Origin of the sequence: Brevibacillus sp. RS1.1 (genome assembly GCF_013284365.1) — a bacterium.
Classification (GTDB): Bacteria; Bacillota; Bacilli; order Brevibacillales; family Brevibacillaceae; genus Brevibacillus; species Brevibacillus brevis_D.
The window spans coordinates 147,776-171,463 of sequence record NZ_JABSVA010000008.1; the positions used below are offsets into that span (position 1 = coordinate 147,776).

Annotated in this window: 23 protein-coding genes and 1 pseudogene; 8 read left to right on the forward strand and 16 right to left on the reverse strand. The window is 47.7% G+C overall.

Annotation, left to right across the window (positions count from 1 at the left end; translation table 11 throughout):
* Positions 1–837 (forward strand): N-acetylmuramoyl-L-alanine amidase, encoded by an 837-nt coding sequence (locus tag HP570_RS22850; RefSeq protein ID WP_173627263.1) that lies wholly within the window; start codon positions 1–3, stop codon positions 835–837.
* 45 nt (positions 838–882) lie between these two features.
* Here HP570_RS22850 and HP570_RS22855 read toward each other — a convergent pair whose 3' ends face one another.
* Positions 883–1,386, reverse strand: coding sequence for a S4 domain-containing protein (locus HP570_RS22855; protein WP_173627264.1), 504 nt, complete (start codon positions 1,384–1,386; stop codon positions 883–885).
* Between the two features lie 489 nt (positions 1,387–1,875).
* Between HP570_RS22855 and HP570_RS22860 the strand changes: the two genes are divergently transcribed.
* Positions 1,876–3,018 carry a sensor histidine kinase gene (locus HP570_RS22860; protein WP_173627265.1) on the forward strand — a complete coding sequence of 381 codons (1,143 nt, stop codon included), beginning with the start codon at positions 1,876–1,878 and terminating at the stop codon, positions 3,016–3,018.
* Between the two features lie 93 nt (positions 3,019–3,111).
* On the opposite strand, the gene HP570_RS22865 is transcribed toward HP570_RS22860, so the two are convergent.
* The 7 genes from HP570_RS22865 to HP570_RS22895 all read right to left on the reverse strand — a co-directional run bounded on the left by HP570_RS22865 (position 3,112) and on the right by HP570_RS22895 (position 10,571).
* Positions 3,112–4,152 carry an acyltransferase family protein gene (locus HP570_RS22865; protein WP_173627266.1) on the reverse strand — a complete coding sequence of 347 codons (1,041 nt, stop codon included), beginning with the start codon at positions 4,150–4,152 and terminating at the stop codon, positions 3,112–3,114.
* Positions 4,153–4,341: 189 nt separating this feature from the next.
* On the reverse strand, positions 4,342–4,650 hold the full coding sequence (locus HP570_RS22870; RefSeq protein WP_173627267.1) for a hypothetical protein: 309 nt from the start codon (positions 4,648–4,650) through the stop codon (positions 4,342–4,344).
* A gap of 84 nt (positions 4,651–4,734) precedes the next feature.
* Entirely contained in the window at positions 4,735–4,941 is a 207-nt protein-coding gene (locus HP570_RS22875; protein WP_081496852.1) for a cold-shock protein, read from the reverse strand.
* Between the two features lie 151 nt (positions 4,942–5,092).
* Positions 5,093–7,981, reverse strand: coding sequence for an ATP-binding protein (locus HP570_RS22880; protein ID WP_173627268.1), 2,889 nt, complete (start codon positions 7,979–7,981; stop codon positions 5,093–5,095).
* Positions 7,978–8,340: a response regulator transcription factor gene (locus tag HP570_RS22885; RefSeq protein WP_015893307.1), complete on the reverse strand. Its 363-nt coding sequence runs from the start codon at positions 8,338–8,340 to the stop codon at positions 7,978–7,980. Before HP570_RS22885 ends, HP570_RS22880 begins: the two co-directional genes overlap by 4 nt.
* 12 nt (positions 8,341–8,352) lie before the next feature.
* Complete coding sequence (locus HP570_RS22890; protein ID WP_173627269.1) at positions 8,353–9,975, reverse strand: response regulator; 1,623 nt, start codon at positions 9,973–9,975, stop codon at positions 8,353–8,355.
* 110 nt (positions 9,976–10,085) lie between these two features.
* Positions 10,086–10,571: a hypothetical protein gene (locus HP570_RS22895; protein ID WP_015893305.1), complete on the reverse strand. Its 486-nt coding sequence runs from the start codon at positions 10,569–10,571 to the stop codon at positions 10,086–10,088.
* A gap of 78 nt (positions 10,572–10,649) precedes the next feature.
* On the opposite strand from HP570_RS22895, the gene HP570_RS22900 reads away from it, so the two are divergent.
* Positions 10,650–10,853 (forward strand): YwbE family protein, encoded by a 204-nt coding sequence (locus HP570_RS22900; protein ID WP_015893304.1) that lies wholly within the window; start codon positions 10,650–10,652, stop codon positions 10,851–10,853.
* 54 nt (positions 10,854–10,907) lie between these two features.
* Here HP570_RS22900 and HP570_RS22905 read toward each other — a convergent pair whose 3' ends face one another.
* The 3 genes from HP570_RS22905 to HP570_RS22915 all read right to left on the reverse strand — a co-directional run bounded on the left by HP570_RS22905 (position 10,908) and on the right by HP570_RS22915 (position 12,773).
* Positions 10,908–11,333 carry an NUDIX domain-containing protein gene (locus tag HP570_RS22905; protein WP_173627270.1) on the reverse strand — a complete coding sequence of 142 codons (426 nt, stop codon included), beginning with the start codon at positions 11,331–11,333 and terminating at the stop codon, positions 10,908–10,910.
* Between the two features lie 119 nt (positions 11,334–11,452).
* A complete protein-coding gene (locus HP570_RS22910; protein WP_173627271.1) occupies positions 11,453–12,010 on the reverse strand; it encodes a cysteine hydrolase family protein in 558 nt (185 codons plus the stop codon).
* A gap of 214 nt (positions 12,011–12,224) precedes the next feature.
* Positions 12,225–12,773 carry a GbsR/MarR family transcriptional regulator gene (locus tag HP570_RS22915; protein WP_015893302.1) on the reverse strand — a complete coding sequence of 183 codons (549 nt, stop codon included), beginning with the start codon at positions 12,771–12,773 and terminating at the stop codon, positions 12,225–12,227.
* 259 nt (positions 12,774–13,032) lie between these two features.
* On the opposite strand from HP570_RS22915, the gene HP570_RS22920 reads away from it, so the two are divergent.
* The 3 genes from HP570_RS22920 to HP570_RS22930 are packed head-to-tail and all read left to right on the forward strand — an operon-like array spanning position 13,033 to position 16,045.
* Positions 13,033–14,259 carry a quaternary amine ABC transporter ATP-binding protein gene (locus HP570_RS22920; protein ID WP_015893301.1) on the forward strand — a complete coding sequence of 409 codons (1,227 nt, stop codon included), beginning with the start codon at positions 13,033–13,035 and terminating at the stop codon, positions 14,257–14,259.
* Positions 14,256–15,101, forward strand: coding sequence for an ABC transporter permease (locus tag HP570_RS22925; RefSeq protein ID WP_015893300.1), 846 nt, complete (start codon positions 14,256–14,258; stop codon positions 15,099–15,101). Before HP570_RS22920 ends, HP570_RS22925 begins: the two co-directional genes overlap by 4 nt.
* Before the next feature lie 17 nt (positions 15,102–15,118).
* Complete coding sequence (locus tag HP570_RS22930) at positions 15,119–16,045, forward strand: glycine betaine ABC transporter substrate-binding protein (RefSeq protein ID WP_142498194.1); 927 nt, start codon at positions 15,119–15,121, stop codon at positions 16,043–16,045.
* A 62-nt stretch (positions 16,046–16,107) separates the two neighbouring features.
* Here the strand turns inward: HP570_RS22930 and HP570_RS22935 are convergent, their stop codons facing one another.
* The 3 genes from HP570_RS22935 to HP570_RS22945 form a co-directional block, all read right to left on the reverse strand.
* Positions 16,108–17,523, reverse strand: a complete 1,416-nt coding sequence (locus HP570_RS22935) for a DUF1254 domain-containing protein (protein WP_173627272.1) — start codon at positions 17,521–17,523, stop codon at positions 16,108–16,110.
* Between the two features lie 94 nt (positions 17,524–17,617).
* A complete protein-coding gene (locus HP570_RS22940; protein WP_173627273.1) occupies positions 17,618–19,108 on the reverse strand; it encodes an amidase in 1,491 nt (496 codons plus the stop codon).
* A 79-nt stretch (positions 19,109–19,187) separates the two neighbouring features.
* Positions 19,188–20,045: a helix-turn-helix domain-containing protein gene (locus HP570_RS22945; RefSeq protein ID WP_173627274.1), complete on the reverse strand. Its 858-nt coding sequence runs from the start codon at positions 20,043–20,045 to the stop codon at positions 19,188–19,190.
* 124 nt (positions 20,046–20,169) lie between these two features.
* On the opposite strand from HP570_RS22945, the gene HP570_RS22950 reads away from it, so the two are divergent.
* On the forward strand, positions 20,170–20,781 hold the full coding sequence (locus HP570_RS22950) for a DedA family protein (protein WP_064202110.1): 612 nt from the start codon (positions 20,170–20,172) through the stop codon (positions 20,779–20,781).
* 9 nt (positions 20,782–20,790) lie between these two features.
* Here the strand turns inward: HP570_RS22950 and HP570_RS22955 are convergent, their stop codons facing one another.
* On the reverse strand, positions 20,791–22,332 hold the full coding sequence (locus HP570_RS22955; RefSeq protein WP_173627275.1) for a vWA domain-containing protein: 1,542 nt from the start codon (positions 22,330–22,332) through the stop codon (positions 20,791–20,793).
* Between the two features lie 70 nt (positions 22,333–22,402).
* A pseudogene (locus tag HP570_RS30130) lies at positions 22,403–22,504 on the reverse strand (alpha-helical endospore appendage domain-containing protein); the annotation flags it as partial.
* Between the two features lie 119 nt (positions 22,505–22,623).
* On the opposite strand from HP570_RS30130, the gene HP570_RS22960 reads away from it, so the two are divergent.
* A complete protein-coding gene (locus HP570_RS22960; protein ID WP_173627276.1) occupies positions 22,624–23,688 on the forward strand; it encodes an AAA family ATPase in 1,065 nt (354 codons plus the stop codon).

The following is a 23,688-nucleotide window of genomic DNA, read 5'->3' on the forward strand; positions in this document are numbered from 1 at the left end:
ATGAATATCACCGAGATGCTTCTGACCAACGTAAATTCCCGTCCCAAAAAGAAAATGGTCCCAAAAGGAGTCGTCATCCACTGGACGGCCAACGAACGCAGCGGGGCAAATGCCACCGCAAACCGAAACTACTTCAACAAACCAACGACAGTAGCGAGCGCACACTACATCGTGGACGACAAGCAAATCATTCGCTGCTTGCCCGAGGACGAGATGGGCTACCACGTCGGGGCGCAGACTTATTCACAGGCCGCCTTGAACAAATTGAGCAACTATCCGAACAACTGCACGATTGGGATTGAAATGTGCGTCAATGCAGATGGAAGCTTTGCGAAAATGTACGAGCAAACAGTGGCGCTGACCGCGGATATCTTGAAGCGACATGGCTGGGGAGTCGAGCACCTGTGGCGTCATTACGACATTACGGGAAAAAACTGTCCAGCCTTTTTTGTCGTCAATACGACCGCACAAACCTATACAGGAATGCCAGCGAAGGACGCATGGACAAAGTTTCAACAGGATGTCCACAGGTTTCTCACAGCTTATCCACAAAAACCACAGCCTGATGTGGATAAGTGCGCGGTTGAACTGACACTAACTTCTACAGGCAAACTAATCGATGATGTATCCTATGTACCCATTCGTATGATTGCCGAGGCAGTTGGTGGAGCAGTGGAATGGGAGCCTTCCACGCAAAAAGTGACCGTGAACGGAGAGGAAGTCTCCTATGTAAACGACCAGGGAACTGCTTTTGCGAAAACAAGAGAGCTTGCCGCCTTACTTGGTTTGCAAGTGGAGTGGGACGAGCCGCGAAAAGCAGTCGTATTGAAGAAATAAAAGAAAAGCCGCAGATTCCGTCTGCGACTTTTCCCATACATACTTTTACCCAATCCGAATCTGAATGATATCTGCTGCACTCAAGACAACACTTGGCTTCGTCTCCTGCTCATTTAGGAGAATTTGCCCGTCCTTGATCTTGCGGGCAATTTGGCTGCGGCTCCAGCCTTCTATCTGTTCGGACAGCAGCTTGTCAAGGCGGAAGCGCGCCTCTGTACTCTCTATATGAATCGTCACTTCCTGAATGCCTTTTTCCTGGTATTCAAGCAAGGGGAGAATAGGGAGCGGCGCGATCTCTTCACTGAACTCCGTATCTGGCACCTCCCGATGATCTGTAAAGGCTTTGTAGATGGCCAGCTTTTCGTTCCATGTATGATTTTTTTCGCATTTATAGATAGCGAAGCGATAGATGTTTTTGCCGTTAGCGTTGTGGCGGCGGATGTTGGTATCGAAAAAGAGAACGGTTCGCCCGCAATTGCTGCAATATCGCTGGACTGGCTGATTTTCATGATTTTCACGTAATACCCACGTATGCTCGATGGTATGCATGGTCCTTCACCTCGTATAAAAAGTGAAAGGAACGCACCTGCTATTTGGATGTCCTGTAGGGCAGGCCTGTTTTTGAACACAAAAAAACGGAGATTCCCCATAGCGAACCTCCGTTAGGATATACACCTACAGATTTCGTTACGTTCCTTTGTAATGGGAAAAAAGGGCAGACTGCACCTGTGCGAAAAACCGTTTGTTTTCCGAAGGGCAAGCTATCCAGTTTTTTAGGCCATTACAAAGTAGTTGTTGGCATACGTAGTTACCGTACCTTTCCATCCAAATAGACGTGACACCAATATACCAGATAATGGGTGAGTTTCCAAGGGGAATTGTATTGTTGACGGCAGGAGGACGAGTGGTTTTGACAAGTAGCTCCTTTCCCCTTACTATTCTTTTTTGCTAAAGTAGTAAAAATATTTAGTTAATTAACGATAATGATAGTATAATGGGCTGGAAGGTGAGTTTGCCTATAATTCGGAGTGGGGATAGATGCCGATGGATGACTTGGCAGTATATTTGGACGAGCACGAGGCAGCGATCGTAAAAGAATTCAAGCGACGAATTGCCGTTTCGGACAGTGATCAATACAAGGGATTGATCCATCTGAATGGCCAAGCACTGTATCGTATGGTTATTGAATATTTTCGTTCGGAAATCACTCTTGAGGATATTAAAGAATTGGCTTACAAGGTCGCATATGAACGAAACAGGGCAGAGACCAACATTGGCGATTTCGTTTCCAACGTGTGCATGGGCCGAGAAATGGTTATCGATCTTCTCCAAAAAGGTCCTTTTACGCCTGCCACTTTAATGCCAGCCCTATTGAAAATAAACGAATGCTTTGATGTCTTTTTGGTACATGCTGTTTTTAAATATACCGATCTCAAAGACAACGATTTGGAAGAGAAGAAGCTATTTATCGAGCGTTCTCACAAAGACAGGCTCACGATTCTAGGGCAAATGGCATCCAGCTTCGTCCATGAATTCCGGAATCCGCTTACTTCCATTATGGGATTCTCACGTTTGTTAAAAGAAGATTACCCGAACCTCCCTTACGTAGACATTATTGAAAATGAGCTGCGGCAATTGAATTACCGGGTTTCGCAGTTTTTGCTGGTCTCGAAAAAGGGAGCGGTCTATAAGCAAATGGAGGTTTTTAGCGTTTGGGAGTTGTTTGATGAGATTCTTTCCTTCCTCTATCCGAATATCGTTGACGTAAATGTGGATATCCAATGCAGCATCGATCCTACCTTCCAACTAAAAGGCTACAAGGATGAGATGAAGCAGGTGTTTATCAATATCATTTCGAATGCGCTGGATGCGTTACATAAAAAAACAGGCGATAAGGAGATTGTCATTGAGGTATCTCAAACGTCAGACAGCTCCTTGATTACCGTTTCCAACAATGGATCGCCAATACCACCTGACCTGCTCTCGGTTATTTTTGAACCGTTTTTCACGACGAAGGAGCTCGGTACTGGAATTGGCTTATACGTTTGCAAAGAAATCATTGAGCGGCATGGAGGAACGATTACGTGCGAATCTACTGATCTGCAAACGAAGTTTTCCATGCAATTTAAGCCCTGCGACACATGTACAAGTGGCTCAATGTCGATGAGCCATCATATCTAACGCTACAAAAAAACGACCTATTCCTGAAGGCACGCTCGAGAACAGACGTGCACCATGAATAGGTCATTTTTTTGTGAAAAAAGACGTGACTGTTTATTTGCTAGCGTGAAGCGGCCTACGTGTTTGTCGTATAGTTTTGGAGATACGCTCCAGTTTGTTTACCATCCAGACCAGCATAAGCGCCAACAGACAACTACACCCGATAATCAGGAGTAAGTACAGCAGCGAGTACAACGTGTTTTCAAACAGCCAAGTGACCTCGCCGTATTTCGCAAACAAATAATCTTTGAACATGATCAAAAAAGCAGAGTGAAACAAGAAAATAAAATACGTCAGCCCTTTTCGAAACTTGATGTACAAACGATCGACGCGTTCCAAAAAGAAGACCATGAGCACGAGAAACGACAAAAGCGTGGCGAAGACAAAAGTCAAATGCACAGCCACATACAGCTTGTTTGAGATAACAAAAAACAGCGCAGCCGCAGTGGAAACACCCGTCATCAGCGTCAGGATTGAGCGGTTGTTTCGCAAAAAGGAAAGGATCGATTCACGGTACCAATACAACACGTGCCCCATGTACAGGGTAAAAATCCAGCTCGGAAGCATATGACGCGTGGTGAGCCCGAACCAGCCCTGATGGATGAAGTTGATGTAGATGTACTGAATACCGAGCAGAATCCAAATGACAACCAAAATATTGCGCTTCGTGATCACACGACGAAACAGATAGGCAAAAACGTAATACTGACAAATCATAAACACAAAGTACAGATGGTCACCCGTTTTGCCTAAAACAATGTTTGTAAAGTCTTGGGCAGTATGAGGCATCCCTTTTTTCAACAAGTAATGGTACAGGACACCAGATACTAAATAAGGGACAAAAATATACAGAAGCTTCCCTGAAAAAAATTCGCGAGCAGTAGGGCTCTTGGCTTCAAAAGAATAAGCAGTCAAATAACCGGTGGCGATCGTCAACAGGACAGTGCCATAACGACTGATCTGATTGAGGGCCACGATCCAGAACGGATCTGTAAACGAAAGTGCAGAAGCCGTGAAATGACCGACTACAACGAGAAAACTTGAGAAGAGCTGGATGTAAAACAGAGATTTCAAGATTTTTGAATCTGTATACATTTCGATATTCTCCATTTCATCGTTTGTCGGCTGACGTTGTCGCTCAAACAATAAACTGTGAATGGTTTTATGATAATAAAGTTTTCTTTGATTCGTATTTGGACAGGAGAGGGGGATTCCGGAAAAAATTAAAAAGAAAGAAAGCCACACCCGCGCGTGTAGCTTTTGCACGAGAATGGCTTTCATACATTATTTCGGATTCTTGTTCATTTCATCGATGATCTCACTGACCACAAACGCCAAATCGTCATTGCCAAACAGTGACAATACACCGAGGAGAGTCGCATCAGGAATGTCCTCAGCTTCTTCTTTGGGAACGGTATTGTCCAGCATTTGAGCGAGTAACGTATTTTCCCCTTGAGCGGGATAAGCGCGGCGGTATAATTCGCGTGCATCGAGACCGTGATTCACACACCATTGGGCAAAAACGAGAATCATCATGCCTTCATCGCGCTGGTAGGCTTGAATCACTTGATCTTCCATCTCTTTTCGGTTCATGGGCATACTCCTCTAACATTCGTACGTCATGAGCCTATTGTAGAGAAGAGGAAGAATACCCGCAAGAAAAAAGAAAAGAAGGACTCAAGAGTTCCGTTTGCTGCTGTGATTGGTTATGACCGGTAGCATGCGCGTGTCTTTTACCATTCGGGCATGGCAAAAAGGGCAGCTCGGGCTCTTATCAAAGGAAAAGTTATCTCTCATCCAGCACGTGCAGCCCTCGTTACTGCACGTCCATACATCTGTTTCCTCTTCTTCGATTGGAACGACTGCTTTTTTTGAGAAATACACATGAACTCCTCCTTTGCAGGGCAAAAGTGCACAAAGTAACCTCTATTAATGTGTGATGGAAAGCTCATGAATATACCAAGATTTTCTTTGGTAGTAGGTAAAAAAAGAGGCCGCGCTTTCATCGACGCAGCCTCTTTTGTCCATTCCATCTTTACTGTTCGTCGGGAATAAAGATCTGTCCCGTTGCTTCATGATTCGTGATGGCCAGCAAAATCGCTTTTGACAAGGTATCTGGATGATAAGGCTTGATCAGATAGCCGGTTGCCCCCAGATCAAATGCCTTTTTCTTTTCCTCAAAAGCACTGGAGATCACGATCGGAATGGTTCGTAAATCCGGGTTGTTGCGTATCTTCTCAATGACCTTCCAACCACTCTCGCCGTCCTTCAAGTTAAGGTCAAGCACGACAGCATCCGGTCGCAGCTCCTCGATTGCTGCTACTGCCTCAGACGCCGTAGAGAAGGAATTGACGCTGAATCCAGAGCATGTTAACTCATGACGTAGCAGCTCGGTTAAGTTCAAATCGTCCTCGACGATCACAACGTTTCCTTTGCATTGACCAGTTGGAGAAACTGCCTCCTCACTTCCCGCTGGATAGCTAGGGGACAAAGCGTGCTCGGCCAATGGAAGAGTAACCGTAAATGTACTACCCTTGCCCGATTCGGAAATAACGAAAACTTCTCCATGATGCATATGGACGATTTCCTGAACAATGGCGAGACCCAATCCTGTACCGCCGATCTCGCGACGATCCGAGTTATCTACACGATAAAATTTAGTAAACAAGTGAGGAATGGCTTCGGAAGGAATGCCTAGCCCTTCATCCTGGACCTCCACGAACAAGCGATTGCCATCTTGTCGACAACCCACCCGGACATGACCACCATGCGGGGAGTATTTGACGGCATTACTGATCAGATTTAAAAATACTTGATGCAACTTGGCTTGGTCTCCAGAAACAACGGTTTTCTCCGTTTGCAAATCGAGTTCAAACCGATGGAGAGGGGACTGTACTCGATGAAGTTCGAAAATATCCCGAATCACTTGATCAATGGCAACATTCTCTAGCTCATACGTCTGTCTGCCGGATTCCATGCGTTGTAAATCCAAGAAATCGTTGATTAGTGCAGTCAGGCGAGTAGCTTCTTGATAAATGGTCGCTATGTACCGCTGTTGACGTTCGGGCTTGAGCTTTTTCGTTAACAGTAGCTCCGCAAAACCAAGTACGCTGGCGAGAGGAGTACGCAGCTCATGGCTGACCGTACTGACGAATTCCGATTTCATTTGGTCGATCTCGTATTCCTTGGTGAAGTCACGGTAAACGAGCAAGGTACTCCATTTCTCTTGGTTCCGGTACAATGGCTCTGCATAGAGCTGAATATAGCGTATTTGCGGTCCAGTCATCTCAAACACAATACTGCCTGAAGGAATGGCACCTTCGTCTAAAACGACAGATCTGACATACTGAATCAGCCGATCAGGCTCAGAGGTTCGACTCTGTAGATGGGAAAGGAACTGTTCCAAGTCAAATCCTTGCGAAGCGAGCTGATGGTCGTAACACAAGAGCTCACAAAAATTCCAGTTCACCTGAAGTGTTTCTCCACTCAAATCTATAAGCTGAATGCCTTCTTGAACAGAATCGAGCATATCCTGCGTCATTTTACGCTGTCGCTCTGTCTCCTCATACATCTCGAGCTTGTCGAGTGCCAAGGAAATCTGCTTGGCGATGCCGATGATGACTTGTAGCTCCTGATTGGTGAATTTTCGACCGATACGGGAGCAGATGATACAGGCAACGATTGTCTGCTGAGCATCTAGCACTGGGAGGTAAAGCTCAAATGTTTGTGACTTTTCCTCTGTGTAGCCGCGCTCAGCGTCAGTGCTTTCACGCATCAGGACATATGGCAGGCCCGTCTCCCTGATTCGCACAAATGGACCATCATCCAATCCTTTGCGCAATTGCTCCAGACCGTTCTGGGAAACGCCAAAGCTAGCTGCATCCCTGTCCGTGTTCAACATGACGATAACGCCTTTATCGGCATCCAGGACTTCAGTTATATTGCGAATGATACTGGACAATAGCTCGCTTTTATCCAACGTATTCGACAAAGAGAGGATGAAACGGTTTTTCTTTTCCAAATACCGTTCGTTTTCCTCCATCTTGCCCAATGCTTCTTGTAACTCTTCTTGCTGCATCATCAGTTCATCCTGCTGGGCTTGCAGCTCTTCGTTTTGCGCCATGAGCACTTCTTCTTTGGCTTGAATTTGCCTGATCAAATAGTCGAGGGAGCGGGAGAGCCTACCGATTTCGTCAATCCTGTTCAAATCCTGCAAAAGAGGTGTACCGCCATTAGCAAACTGTTCAGCATTTTGGGATAGACGAACCAACGGCCTGCCGATTTCCCGCGTAGTTTGAATGGTGACTACTATCATGATCACCAGCACCATCAGCGAGTACACGAGAAACCAGGTGCTTATCTGTGACATCTCTTCGAAAAGTAGTTGGTTTTTCGTATATAAAAGCTGATCGTGCTCTTCCTGATACCGCCCGGCGTATTTAAGCAGGTTGTTCACTTCCTGATTCACGCCACTGGCCGAAGCTTTCCGCAGGGATTCAAAGTCTCCGTTCTTTGCATAACTCGAAAAAGTAGGAAACACATTGGCGAAAAAGTTCGTGAAGAAAGATTCGATCGAAGCGACAAGCGTTTGCTCCTCATCATTGAGCGGAAGCTTCTTAAATTTTTCCAACGCCTGTTCCAGCTTCTTTTTCTCAAGAAATAGCTCATTGTACTCAGATGGGCTCAAGAAAGCGTAATAACCCCTTGCGCGAAAAAAGATCTGGTTCGTGTGCTCAGCGATGTCTGCGACCAAATTTTGTTTTTCCTTGGTATTGTATATCTCCGTCTGATAATGGGTTAATGCGTTGCTATTCAAATTTTGAACGATGCCAGCGCCCGCAATCAGAAGTGACAGAAAAAGAAGCATCATCGCTATGAAGCGACGTGTGATGCTTTTTCTGATAAACGCCCAGAACCCCGTCATGCGAGCATTTCCTCCACTTTCCGGACGAGATCCATCGGGCTAAAGGGCTTCGGCATGAAGTCATCAGCACCAGCTTCACGCATTTTCTCCTGTTCGGCATGCTGACTTTTTGCCGAAAGGATCAGGACCTTGACTGCCTTTTTATCGTCCATCTGTTTGAGCTGCTGCAATACTTCAAAGCCTGTCAGCTTTGGCATCATATAATCTAGAATAATCAAGTCGTACTCATTTTGACCGATTTTTTGCAGGGCTTCCTCTCCATCACAAGCGATATCGAGCTCGTGTCCCTCGTCTTCGAGCGTGTCGCCAATCAACATGCGCAACACGGCTTCGTCTTCGGCCAGCATAATGGTTGCCATCTTGCTACCTCCTTACAGCATTCGCTTAACCAGTCGCGTGATGCGAGCCTCCAGTTCGCGTGTGCGGAATGGCTTGGTCATATAGTCGTCAGCTCCGAGCTGAAGCGCGCGGACTATGTCTTGCTCTTCCGTACGGCCTGTTAGCATAATCACCGTATATTTCTTGGCATTCGGCAAATTCCGGATTTTCCGGAGAACCTCGAGGCCATCCATCTGTGGCATCATCCCGTCTAAAATGACCAGATAAGGCTCTTGTCCCTGATGCCAGGTGGAGTCAAAGAAAGCTGCTCCTTCTTCGAAAGTCTGGATGTCGACGTGAATCCAACCGTCAAAACTGGTTTGGATGGAATCAGCAAGCATCACGCGAATCATCGGATCGTCATCGATTATCGCGACCTTCAGTTTTACCTTAGGGGTATCATGTGTCTCTGTGATTTGAGCGGTTTCAATCCGGCGCCGCCCTGCATTTTTGGCTGCATACAAAGCAGTGTCTGCAGCTTCTACCCAATACGTATGCGGTCTATGAGGATCATCTACTTGTACGATTCCACCGGAAAAGCTTAAGGAAAACGTTCCTTCAGGAGCATCGAACGTAAGCGAACAAAATGCAGAGAGCATTTGTTCCAGGCGTAACTTTCCTGTCTGTACAGTCGTACGCGGCATCAACAGGATAAATTCCTCTCCGCCGTACCGGAATAATACATCCTGTTTTTCCGCGCTCTGCCTGATGAAAGCAGCAAAACGAGTCAGCACCTCGTCCCCGATCAGATGACCGTATGTATCATTGACCCCTTTGAAAAAATCGATATCTAAAAATGCCAGTGAGAAGGGGGTATTGGTTCGTTGGGCATCAGAAAGAAGCCGTTGGTATGTATCAACAAAAGAATTGCGATTGTTGACACCCGTTAGCTCGTCCAAAAACAAGATGCTGTTCATCCAGCGCTTCCGGCGAAGCTGGCGTTCGAGGCGTACAACCAGCTCTTCCATATCAAGCGGTTTGCACATGACGTCATCTGCGCCCAAACGATAGGCATTCAGACGGGTCTCCCGTCCGCAATCGATGCTGATAATGGTCGTAGGCACATATTGCTTCTTTATTTTTTCGCTAATCGTCTGTATCACTTGGAAGCCGCCCGTTTCCGGGATGTTCAAATCCAGAATGAAGCAGTCGGGGTTCATGTCGTGAAAATAGTCGAGAGCCATATGAGGATAGACCGTTGCGATGACAGACCAATTGTGGTTTTCTAAATATTCCTTTAGATACATAAGCAGGGTGACGTCATCGTCCAGGATGAGGACCAAAGGCTGTTGCTCACAAGGGGATTCCCGTTGGAGAGTGGGGTTCTCGATAAAAACTTCCTGTTCCGGCCGTTGTTCGTAACACAAGCTGATCAACTCGTGCAAAAACAATCGCCATTCACCGAGCGACCAATCCTTGGCCGGCATGTCTTCCATTCGATCCAGGAGGATCTGAGACAGATCAGACAAGTCGGTCAAGCCAATTGTCCCGGATGTCCCTTTTAACGAATGAAGAAAGCGATATAGCTCTTCATGAGAGACGGGGGACTTCTGGGTATACCACGTCTCAATCTGTTTGTGAATATTCGTAAGAAGTGCATCTCTGTACTTGATCATGTCGTACGCCCCCCTGTTTTGGGATGGCGCAAGCGGTCGGATCACCTGCGCCCATTTGATCAAAACGTCTACGATTTGGTATGGTACATGTAGCAGGGAGGAGGAAGGGCTTATTGTTGAAGGGAAAATCCTTCTTCAATCAGATACTGCTCCGCTTCTACGTACGATTCAAAGGAAGCTTCCAGGTTCATCCCGTGGTATACGTTCCACAACGCGTCTTCCTGTTGCAGCAAGAGCGTGCGGTTTTGCTTGTCGACCCATGTTTGCTCCAGTTGATCTGATGCGGCAGTGTTTTTAGGCGCTTCCTCACGTTTTTGGGAGAGAGAGTGGATCGACGCTTCGATAACCGTGCGCAGTTCTTCCGCCGAGAAATCACGGATATTGATGAAGCCCTTATCGTCTTTTTGCTTTTGATAGCTCTTCACAAAGCCGACGAACACAAAGCCGTTGCCGTTCGGATGAAGGTGATAGACAACCGTTTTCTTTTCATGAAGACTTTCCTCATAATGAAAATTAACCCGTTTCAGGGAGACGTCATTCCGAGTCAGTTGTGGAAAAGATTCAATAATCGCTAGTTTTTCTTCAAAAGTAAGCATGGATTCCTCCGGTGAGATGGATTTGTTTGTAGATTATATCATAGGTGGGACATAGAACGAAAAAAGGAGAAGGGAAAAATGAACGGAAAAAATCGAAAAGACATCGCAGCGGGTCTTGAGGTCGAGATTGTATTGAAACAGGACCAACGCACAGGCAAGCGCACCCGTGGAATCGTCAAGGATATCCTGACGAACTCCAGTACCCATCCCCATGGAATCAAGGTCCGTTTGACGGATGGACAAGTAGGGAGAGTGCAGGAGATCATCCGAAAAGGGCAGTAATCTTCTTTTTTAAAAAAACGGACAGACCCCATGGGCAACTGTCCGTTTTGCATTTCATGAACGGTTCCGGTTTTGCAATTGCTCAATAGCTGGTACCGCGAAGCAAGCCAGACTGGACGGAAGTGCATCGAGTGAAAACCAGCGCATGTCTTTAATTGCCCCGCCTTCCTCTAAATTGCGTGCTTCTCCACCGAGGATTGTGACTTCGTAAATGACCGACACCCAATGCTCGGCACTTTCCGGGCGGATGGTTTCTGCGGTGCACAGCAGGGACTTTACCTCGACATCGAGATTGACTTCTTCTTTGATTTCGCGGACGACACTCGTCTCCAGTTGTTCATAGGGATCAACTTTTCCCCCGGGAATGCTCCATGTATTCTTCTCTGGATCTCTGTTTCGTAAAACCAGCAAAATCTCATTCTTGTCGTTTAGGATGACAGCTCCTACGCCCAATCTTGGTATAGCGATAGTAGTCGACATGGTTTCTCCTTCGATAGGCAGATTCGTTTCTACTATTATAGCTATAGCAAGATCAAATCGTAATCAGGACAAAACAAGAAACCGCCTGAAGAGACGGTTTCGAGAAGTTCAGCAAAATGTTATCGGTAAGAATCATGGGTAGGGGCGAAGATATCCTCGGTTGATTCCCGCACCAAAATAAATGGATCAATATTCCCTAATCCATGCAAGCATGTATTGTGATGAGCGATGATATGTTCCGCTGACAATACCTGATTGTCCGATGTAGAATGCCCGTCTTTGACGAGCGTCACATCATAGCCGAGTGTCGTCGCTTTGCGGCAGGCGCTGTCGATACAATACTCGGTTTTGCACCCTGTGATAACAAGGTGGTTAATTCCGAGCGCTTGTAGCTTTTCGTGCAGGTCTGTTCCGTGAAACGAGTCAGTGGCTAGTTTTTGAATGACTATTTCTGATGGGAGAGGTGCGATCTCAGGGTGGATGGCAAAGTCGTCTGAACCGACTTCCCCGACATCCGTATCCTGAACGTACAGCACAGGAATACCCTTGCTATAGGCGTCTTCTCTTACTTTTTTCAATGTTTGGACAAGTGTAGACGGCTGAAAAACAGGACCAAGTTTCCCTTCGATAATACCTACTTGCGCATCAATAATGAGTAGAGCTGTTTTCCGAATCAATTCATTTCCTCCTAGGTGAAAGGGGGTTAGTGTTGGTGTTCCCCTTTTGAGTTGCTTGGTACACGCACAGCTTTATAAGAACGTTGATTCCTGTCCTTTTTCATAACTGACCACTCCTTTCATCATAGAAGAGCGTGAATTTGCTCTGGATAATTGTACCACAAAAAGACTCGTTCCTATTGTCAGGAACGAGTCTTTTTCGATTGTGTACTTCTTATGATTCATTTTCCTTTTTCGGTACAAACTGAAAGATATCATGTGATTCGAAGGAGTCGATCAAACGGGACAGCCACAGATAATACTCCAACCCATTTTCAATGCGCTTGATACTGAGGTCCACACGCTCGCTGACTTCTTCGGAAAGCTCTTCGGATTGCTGGAGCGCGCGAAGCTCAAGGAGCGACTTTTTCAAGGCGTGTGCATTATGTTCACAGGCGTGACGCCACTTCACGGAAAAGAGGTCAATGAAGTTCTGGTACCAATCCAGATTGACCTCGTAATGATCCTTCCGTGTCCCTTTTTTCCATATCTTTTCTACCATATTTAAGTCCATCAATGTGCGGACGCCAGTGCTCATACTGGTTTTGCTCATGCCCAGTGCTTCGCCCATCTCATCGAGTGTCATTGATTTGTCCTGAAAGAGCAATGTGCCATACAGCAGTCCCGTTGACATGGTGATTCCATACAGATCCATGTTGCGAGCCAGCGTTTCAATCACGCGTTCCTGAGCTTTTTCGAGGATTTTTTCCTGATTGGTATCCATTTTGAAAAAAGCAGCTCCTCTATCATAGTAACCTGACTAGAATTGTACGTCTCCAACTGCAAAAAGTAAATGGAGACATTGTACAGTATATACGCGATAAACTGAGAATACAGGAAGTAAAGTACGTAAAGTTTTTTCTGAACGCTGAAAATGACGGATTATCATGCCTCACCCAGTTTGAGGTAAAAAAAATGGCTGGTTACAATTGTAAGGGTAAAGAACAGTCCGGATGCCGGGCGTAATAGTTGGAGGTGACCATATGCCCAAGATCAAAGTAGAGAATTTGACCAAAATCTTTGGACGCCAACCCCAACGCGCATTGTCCCAGGTGAAGCAGGGGAAGACCAAGCAAGAAATCTTGAAGGAAACGGGTCTTACCCTTGGGGTGAATCAAGCGAGTTTTGAGGTGCATGCAGGCGAAATTTTCGTCATCATGGGGCTTTCGGGAAGCGGGAAGTCGACCTTGGTTCGATTATTGAACCGGTTGATTGAACCTACAGAAGGCAAGATCCTGATTGACGGTACGGATATCGTCAGTATGAACACCGAGCAATTACAGGAAGTAAGAAGAAAGAAGCTGGGGATGGTATTTCAAAAGTTCGCCTTGTTCCCTCACAGGACAGTACTTGAAAATGCGGAGTACGGTCTGGAAATTCAAGGGATGCCAAAGGCCGAGCGTGAGGCAAAAGCGAAAAAGTCACTCACACTCGTCGGACTCGGCGGTTGGGAAGCAAGCTATCCGGATCAGTTGAGTGGCGGGATGCAGCAGCGTGTGGGCCTGGCCCGTGCTCTCGCGAATGAACCCGATGTGCTGTTGATGGATGAGGCGTTCAGTGCCTTGGACCCGTTGATTCGCAAGGACATGCAGGATGAGCTATTGGAACTGCAGAGCACCATGCAGAAGACCATTATTTTCATTACGCATGACCTGGACGAAGCATTGAAGATCGGGGATCGAATCGCTCTGATGAAAGACGGTGCGATCGTGCAGATCGGCTCGCCGGAAGAAATCATGACCAATCCAGCAAACGAATACGTAGAACGCTTCGTAGAGGATGTGGATCGTTCCAAGGTGTTGTCCGCGGAAAAAGTCATGAAGCGAGCAGAGACGATCACACTGGACAGAGGGCCTCGCGTCGCACTCCAAATGATGCGTGAGCGCGGTGTATCAAGTCTGTACGTAGTGGACAAACGAAAAACTTTACTGGGTGTGCTGACGGCAGACGCGGTAAACGGAGCCAAGGAAGCAGGACAGTCGCTGGAATCCGTGCTGCGAACAGAGGTACCGACTGTCGGACCGCAGACACTTCTCAATGAGATGTTTGACCTTGTTGCGTTTTCAGATATTCCTGTGGCGGTTATCGGGGAACAAAACCGTCTGTTGGGTGTGATTGTAAAAGGAGCCGTCCTGGGCGGATTGGCAGGAAAAGTAAATCAACAAGTTCCAGAGTCAACGATTGAAGAGGGGCAGGTGAATCCATCATGAGTCAAAATCAATTTTTTCCGAAGCTGCCGCTCGACAGTTGGGTAGAAACGATTGTAGATGGACTGGAAAAGAATTTGGGCTTCTTGTTCGACTTCATATCAGCTGGAATCGGTGGAACCGTTGACTTGTTTTCGTGGATTCTAACAGGAATCCCGTTTTGGGCCCTGATCATTTTGTTTACGCTGCTGGCGTATCGTGCTGGCAAAGTGGCAATTGCTCTTTTTACCTTCATTGGACTTCTTCTGATTCAGAATTTGGGTTATTGGGAGCACTCAATGGAAACACTTGCGCTGGTATTGACGGCAGGGCTGATCTCGGTGATTATCGGGATTCCCGTCGGTATCTGGTGCGCGAAGAATGATTCTGTGCAAAAGGTCGTCACACCGCTGCTTGATTTTATGCAGACGATGCCGGCGTTTGTGTACTTGATTCCTGCAATCTTTTTCTTTGGACTCGGTAAAGTACCAGGGGTTATCGCTTCTGTCATTTTTGCGATGCCACCGACGATTCGTCTGACCAACCTGGGAATTCGTCAAGTTCCTGCTGATCTGATCGAGGCTTCTGAAGCGTTCGGTTCTACCTACTGGCAAAAACTGACGAAGGTACAGCTGCCGATTGCCAAGACGACAATGATGGCGGGGATTAACCAGAGCATTATGCTCGCGCTGTCCATGGTCGTGATTGCCTCCATGATTGGAGCGAAAGGCTTGGGAGCGGACGTGTATCGTGCCGTAACACAGATCAAGATCGGTGAAGGTTTTGAGGCGGGTCTGGCCATCGTTATTTTGGCGATTCTGCTGGATCGTCTCACGCAAAGTGTTGGAAAGAGAAAAAACGCGTAGGAGGGGTTTTCATGAAAATGAAAAAAGGCGCCTTGAAAGGGCTGGCAGTCGCACTCGGACTCAGTATGGTAATGGCAGGATGTTCAAACGCGGGAACACCGCAGGGAAATCAGCCTGCCGAGGGCAATACGGGTACGTCTGCACCGAATAGCGTTGGAGCACAAGTGGATCATAAAATTATCGGAATCGATCCTGGCGCTGGTCTGATGAAAGCGACGGAAAAAGCCATGAAAGACTACGATCTGAAAGATTGGGAACTGGTGGAGGGCTCCAGTGCAGCGATGACAGCAGCTCTGACGCAAGCCTACAAAGACAAAAAACCAATTATCGTGACTGGCTGGACACCTCACTGGATGTTCTCTAAATTCCAAATGAAATACCTCGACGACCCGAAAGGCACTTTCGGGAAGGATGAGCAAATTCATACCATCGTGCGCAAAGGACTGAAGGAGGAGCAACCAAGTGCGTATGCGTTCCTCGACAAGTTTTCGTGGACACCTGCGGACATGGAAAAAGTGATGCTCGATATCGAGAGCGGCAAAAAGCCGGAAGAGGCAGCAGCCGAATGGGTGAAAAATAATGAGGCTACCGTCAACAAGTGGGTAGAAGGCATCCAGCCTGCAGAAGGCAAAAAATTAACGCTCGCCTATGTCGCGTGGGATTCTGAGATCGCCAGCACGAATGTGGTGAAGACGGTCCTAGAGCAAAAGCTGAAATACAAAGTGGAGCTTAGCCAAGTAGAAGCAGGACCAATGTGGGTCGGTGTATCGAACGGCGATGTGGATGGAATGGTAGCAGCTTGGCTGCCAACGACGCACGCAGACTACATGGAAAAGCTGGGGAAAGACGTAGAGGACCTCGGTCCAAACCTGCAAGGAACCAAGCTGGGCTTGGCTGTTCCAACCTACATGGATGTTAACTCCATTGAAGATTTGAAGAAGTAACAGACTCAATACAGAAGGCACCGCTCACGATGGGGCGGTGCCTTTTTGCGTTTGTGTTACGGTTATGGGTTGCTTTCCATGACAGCGGGCCAAGCGTGCTGTTTGTCTAGCGTTGCAGGCTCTGGTGCGAATACCCGCAAAACGAGATTGAACTCACCCTCAGGGAGCGGCAGCCAGTTTCCTTCTTTGCCTTTGGGCGGTTGCTGTTGCAAATACAGATCGAGGGAGCCATCGCGATTGTATGCAAGCGTTCCTGTATTGCTGCGAACCGATGCGCGATCAGTTGCTGTTTTGGCTAAAAACAACTGGTTGTCATAGACGTTGATCGACCAGAAAGCAGACGTCTTGGGAAGCTGTTCCTTTGTAAAATGCAACGTGTAGCTTTTGGCTCCCGTAAGTGGTTTTCCGGAGCCATCTGTCAATGCGCGATAATAAGCTTCCTCGCTCGGCACATTGGCCCCAATACCAGAATAGGCGATAAAGGAACGAGCGAGAAACTGGTTTCCGTACGTGCCGATGGGGGAAAAGGAGCCCCAGCCATTACGGAAGGTGGCGTAGCCGGGAAAGCCATTTTGTACGATAGACGGAGCATCCTGTAAAGCACGCTGTAGGCCCGCAAGTTTGGCTGGACCGAGTGCGGAAGGATCAAATCCTTTTTGGACATCGATCCCGATTTGTGCGAACTGATCGAGCAAGACGCTATCACATTCGGGGGGAGGATTGCTCTGGATCCATTTCGTCATCACTTGGAAAAAAGAAAGGGACGACAACACATCAGGGGGAAGCGCTTCGGGAACATGTGCCGTCTGCAATTTTGGATGGACAGGGGCAATCGCGATTTGTTTTTCAAACGAGACTGCCTGCGGCAAATCAGCCTCACCCTTTACCTCGACACGACCAATGAGCCAGACGGTATTCGTAGGAGCATAGATCACAGGGATATGGGCTGGGGTAGGCCCTTTCCATTGTGGGCTTGCAATGATATATTGTCCGGCCTGCTGTTTGGTGGAACGATTGGAGACATTGCGAAACGTATTTGTGTACGCATCCAGCATTTGCACGGTATAATAGCGGTTTTGCGAATTGGCGGGGACAGTCAAGCGGACGGGTGTTTCCGACAAATCCAGCCATGCGCTCATATACAATGTATCGGAGTTCGGCGTCACGATATCCCGATAAGTTGGGGAAGCGAGTGTGTCCGCATAGTAAAACTGGTTGATCGGCGCCCGATTTTTGACCATGGCTTCCATCGTTTTGGCGGACATCACTAACGGATAGCCGTAAATGTATGCTTGAATGCCAAGCGAATAGGCAAGCCTCTCTTGTGATTGAAGAAACGTCTTCGATTGGAGGAGATGGGACTGTTGAACAGCTGGAGCGTTTGTTGTCTCTTTTGCAAAGGACAGGCCGGACAGGTGAAGCGTCATGCAAAGCATGGAAACGATCAGTGTCAGGCGCTTTTTTAATAACGGAAGCATAAAGCCCCTCCTCATTACCAGAAATGGGGTTCGCACTGGTAGTTTTCTTCACAAGAAAGGGGCTTTATGCAAATTGGATTGGAATATTTTATTCTTAATGCGGCTCCACAGAAATGGCAGGCGCTCGCCATTCTGGGCAGGTCGCATACAATGTCGATGCTCTCTGTAGCAATTCCCTATCACGCCATCGCTTGCCCACACACTGTATGCCAATAGGGAGACCTTGCTCATCAAAACCAATCGGCATCGTTACGACCGGACTTCCGGTTACATTAAACAGATTCGTATAAAAAGTCGTAGCGGCCCAGTAGTTTTGCGGGTTCTCGTCTACGTACAGCGGTTTGGTGTAAAGCGGCGTGTAGCCCCACATTTTCGATTTTTCCATATGCGGAAAAGCTGTTGTGCAACTAACCGGACACAAAAACACGTCACAGTCGGCCATAAATTGCTCGAAGCTGCGAATGAGCTGCTCCCGAATGGTTAAGACACGCATGTAGTTTTTAAACGTCAGTGGGATGAGCATGGTAGCCGTAGGAAGCTGGCGATAAATCGGCATCGTCATGAGATGAGCCAAACCGCGAATGAGTGAGGGTGTCGTCGAGTTTAACTCCGCGTCGATCATTTTTCCCCATGTTTCCCAAGCTTTGCGTACATCCAAAGGTGGTGCCGTGACTTGTTCTACATGCATACCTTGCTGCTCCAGCACTTTGACAAAGCGACGCAACTGATTGCGGATAGCTCGACTCGTCGGGTAGCCGGGCAGCTCCTCCATCCAGCGAATGTGCATGGGCTGTTCCTTGAGGGGAGGCGGCAACACTTGTGGTCCATGAGGCAGGCCAGCGTTAGCGTTGCCGTTTCCACCGCTAATGATGGAAAAGGCCACTTCGAGATCCTCGATTGATCGAGCGACGGGGCCATAGCAAGCAAGATGACGTGAGGAAGTGTAATCAGCGGTTGCTTCAAAACCGGGCATGTGTCCTCTTGACGGAACGGCTCCTTCTGTTGGCTTCAAGCTAAGTACGCCACAGAAATGAGCCGGAACACGCAACGAACCGCCAATGTCACTGCCGATATCCAAATAGGAAAGCCCGGCAGCAACTGCGGCTGCCGATCCTCCGCTGCTTCCGCCTGTTGTTCTCTCCAAATTCCATGGATTATTCGTCCGACCGTAAATATCATTGTCTGTTTGCATGTCCATCAGAAGAGGAGGGACATTCGTTTTGCCCAGGATGATGGCTCCGGCCTGCTTCAGTCTGCTAACGATTGCTGAGTCGTGTTGGGGAATGTAGCCTTTGAGAGGTGGAAAACCAGAAGTAGTGGCGAGTCCTGCTGTGGCAAAAGAGTCTTTGATTGTAATGGGTACCCCGTGAAGAGGCCCACGATAGATGCCTTCCCCTATTTCTTTATCTGCTTGCTTGGCGGCTTGGAACGCACCTTTTTCATCATAGGCGACGATGGCGTTCACTTTGCCATTGAGGGAGTTGATTCGTTTAAAGATATGCCGGGTAGCTTCCTCGGCGCTTATTTTTCGCTCGCGAATCCAAGTGCCCATCTCCGTTGCTGTCAAATAGGTCAGTTCATTCATTCGATTCACTCCTTTTCACACATCCAGCGTACGACAGGAAAAGGAGGAAAACTTGATCGAAAATGCGAACCGTTCCCGACTATTCTCGGGCTAGAACGGGTATATAAATGAAACAAAGCGAATCAGGATGGTCATTTCCGAGAAAGCGGTGATCGTAGTATTCAAAATCGTATCGGGCATACAGCTGGTCGGATTCGGATGCGTGTGTCATCCAGCTCCCGTATATGTATTGATACGTCAGCTTGAGATTTTGCACCGATCCTTTGTGAGGGAACACAAGATAACTTGATGCAGGCAATGTGAGCATTTCCAGACTGTTGATGTCAGCACGTTCCGATGCGGGCAGACTGGCGAAATACGTAAAGCTCAGCTCCAGTCCAAATGTATCTGGGTAGCGAAGGATACCATAACGCTTTTGCGTTGGCTGCCACCCCACTTGTTGCCCCAAGCGGCTCCAGCAACCGGTAATATCACGAACCGAAAAACTAGGGGAGTAGTAGCCTGCCAGGTTCAGCGCTTCGTCGGCAGGGACATAGAAGGGCTCAATGGACTGTCGCTGAATATTTTCTAAATACGGCAACTCCATGCGCTCCAACATCATGTATCGCGGCATCTTACCAGATCGGCGAAGAGTAGAAGGAGGCAGGCCAAAGCGTTTGGTAAAGGCGCGAGTAAAGGCTTCGTGGGAATCAAAGCCATAGGTAAAGGCGACTTCTGTCACGCTCTTTTGTTCGAGCGACAGTGCTTTGGCTGCCTCGGTCAAGCGCCTCTTCGAAATGTACTGACCGACCGTTTCTCCTGTCACGTGAAAAAACAAGCGTTGAAAATGGTACTTGGAATATCCGGCGGCTGATGCCACTTCATCGAGAGTGACTTTTTCCGTTAATTGCTTCTCGATAAACGAGAGGGCATACGTTATTTGCTCCATATAATTCATGACGTCACCTGAAAAAGGAAATAAGATCTTTTTTAGGATACCATATGCCTTGACCTGATTTTTTTGTAAAAAAGCCAGAATGCCAAAGAATAGGGAGAGAATACAATGAAGTAGGACAACATTATTGGAGGTAGCCGTGGAGCAGCATTTGGATCTTTTTTTGATGAAATATGGATATGTCGGCATCTTTTTTTCGCTCACACTTGGTGTTGTGGGGCTCCCCATACCCGATGAGGTACTGATGACGTACGCCGGTTATGCGGTTTCCCGCGGTGTTTTGCACATGCCGCTTACAATACTGAGCGCTTTTTTGGGAGCGGCAGTAGGGATTACGGTCAGCTATACCATCGCGTGGAAGTGGGGGCTGCCGTTGCTTATGAAGGTTGGACCGTACTTGCATATTACGCCGAAAAAAATAGAGTCAACCCAAAAGCTGTTTGCCAAGTACGGTCCATACCTGTTGCTCATTGGCTATTTTTTGCCTGGCGTCCGTCATATTACCGCCTATTTGGCAGGAGTCTCTACGATGGGGTTTCGACGATTCGCTTTATTTGCTTACGCTGGAGCATTCCTTTGGAGTGTCACTTTTTTACTGTTGGGACGGGCGCTTGAGAAAGAGTGGCTCAAGGTCGTCGTTTATATACGTCATTATGGCATCACATTTTTGCTAATCGGTTCGGCGATTGGCATGATGGTTTATATTTGGATGAGATACAGGCGTGACACCAAAGCATAGGAACAAGCATTAGTTCCTTTTGATCGCCATGCTATCTTTTACCAGGCGGACAAATTCTAACTGTTCCTCTCCAGTAGCTGTGGCTTCCGCCAGTTTGAGTACATCGGCAAGGGAGCTTCTTTCGGCATACGGACTCTCTCGCAATATTTCCCCGTATTCTGCTACAGCAGCAAGGAACGTCACATCAGGAGACAAGGTACTTTGCACCTTCACGGGCTCAGAGATTTCCTCTACTTTTTGGGTAGAGGCATGATGATAGCGCACGCGAACCGTCCCGAGCTCTGCATGGACAGGGGAAGCTAGCTTCACTTCATAAAGAGCGGTCACGCTATGGCCAGCTCCGATCTCGCCCGCATCTGTCTTGTCATTGCGAAAATCTTCGTCGCGGACATCGCGGTTCTCATAACCGATCAAGCGATACGAGTCTACCTTCTTAGGGTCGAATTCCACCTGAATTTTCACATCTCGAGCGATCGTTTGGAGGGTGCCTGTCAAAGATTCCGTAAAAATGCGGCGTGCCTCGGAAAACGTATCGATGTAGGCGTAGCTGCCTTCTCCTTTATTCGCTAATTGCTCCATCATGACATCATTATAATTACCCATGCCGAAGCCAAAGGAGCTCAAGTAAATGTCTTTTCGCGCATAGTCCTCGATCGAACGCAAAATTCCCTCAGCTCCTGTTTCTCCTACATTGGCCACGCCATCGGAGCATAAAATCACCCTGTTAATGGCAGTAGGCTTGAAGGAACGGGCCGCCATTTCATAACCGAGCACCAGTCCTTGTTCCGCATTGGTGGAGCCTTCGGGTTGCAATTCATCGATGGCTGATAAAATCGCCTGTTTGTCTTCGGTAGAGGTTGGGGGCAAAAGAACGCGTCCCTCTGATCCATAGACGACGATCCCTACTGAATCTGTAGGTTGGAGTTGACCGACAAGAACATGTAAGCTTTTTTTCACCAGCTCTAGTCGGTTTTCCTGATTCATCGAGCCAGATACATCAATGACAAAGACGAGATTAGCGGGCTTCCGCTCTTTTGGGCTTAATTCCTTTCCTTTGATCCCGATTCGCACTAATTGAAGATTTTTTTGAAACGGAGAGGGGCCACTATCGGCCTGAATCGCAAATGTCTGATTGGTCGGCGCGGGATACGAAGTGGGGAAGAAGTTGATGAATTCCTCCACCCGAACGGCCTCTGCTGGCGGGAGATTCCCGTCTTTTATAAAATGGCGCATTATGGTGTAGGAGGCGGTGTCCACATCTGCGGCAAAAGTAGACAGGCGGTCCTTCGCCGTAGAGACAAATTGGTTGGTGCCGTAATCTTTGAAGTACATGTCATTGGGGAGAGGATCGCCCGATTTTTTAAGGGCGTAATCAGCTAGTTGGCTGGGAGGACTTGGACTGGAGGCTACCTGATTGCTTTGGCCTTGCTCAACAGATGCTGATGGTTTGTTTCCACTTTCGCTTCTTGATACGAACTGCTCGCTCGAGCTGCATCCGATCAAGGATGTGACCAATAGGGTGATGCCACTGGCTTTCATAATTTTTCTCATCTTTTGTGATTCCCCCTTTGCCTATGTGACGTGGTAAAAAAAGGAATGTTACATAAGGAGGAGAAGTAGGCTTTTCCGCCTCTGCGTTAATGATATGGCTTAACCCAAGCTCTTCCAATGCGATGGATGCGAGTAGCAAGTTTGCGACTTGCCTTTCTTTCTTGCTCCTTATTCAATCTTCTTGTAATATTAGGAAATATTTGTGGTGTGACGGTCGCTCTAGTCAATGGAAATCCATCATGGAAAGAGGTAGATTGCTGCAAAAATCAATCAAACAAGAGAGGTTATGAAATGAATCTAGCCATTCAAGTAACGCAAAATCAACTAATGGATGTGCTGCTAAACGTTGCAGTAGCTCGTCCCGTATTTATTTGGGGCGCACCAGGTATCGGAAAGTCGTCTCTCGTCGAGGCGTTTGCCGAGCAGGTGGGCCTGCCTTGCGTATCGTTATTGGGTAGTCAGCTGGCACCTGAGGATATTATTGGTGTCCCGCAGACCGTAGATGGGAAAAGCAGATTTTGCCCACCTGCACAAATTGCGCGAGAAGAACCGTACTGCTTGTTTCTTGACGAATTGAATGCATGCTCGCAAGAAGTGCAAAAGGCGTTTTACAGTCTGATTCATGAGCGGAGAATCGGGGATTACCATCTGCCAGAAGGGTCCATTGTGATTGGAGCAGGTAACCGCGCGCAGGATAGCGCGATTGTCAAACCGATGTCGTCTGCTCTGATCAACCGGATGTTCCATGTGCAATTGCTAGTTTCGTATGAACAATGGATGAATTGGGCGTACAGCAACGGCATCCATTCCTACGTGCTGCAATTTTTGGAGGTGCGCCCGGACTATTTGTGGTCGCAGCCACCGAAGAGCGAGGAACCTTTTTCTACTCCGCGTTCCTGGCACATGCTCTCTGATGCCCTGAACGAATTCGGTGAGAACTTGACGACAGAGATGGTGGGGGTACTGGCCTACGGATGCTTGACGCCCCAGCATGCGGCTCAATTTCGGGCTTTTCACAAGAACATTCAGGGCAAATACCAGCTCAACCGTATTTTGGAGGGAGAGGCTTCTTTCCCGACGACTCCAGAGGATCGGGACGTACTGTATTTTCTGGCGGATTCTTTCCGTTCGCAGATCAAAAAAGAACTGCCAGCGGATAAAGTCTCCGTGGGGGAACAGCATAAACGGTTTGCACACCGAGCGAAAGCTCTCTTGAAGGAGCTCTCATCTATCTCACTGGAAATGGCGCAAATGGTAGTGGCGCGGCACGAGGATGGCGACGGATTGCCAGACTGGTTCGTTGTGGAGGTCATTCGTGATTTACCGCGATTGGCCATGGACAGGAAGGGCAAATAG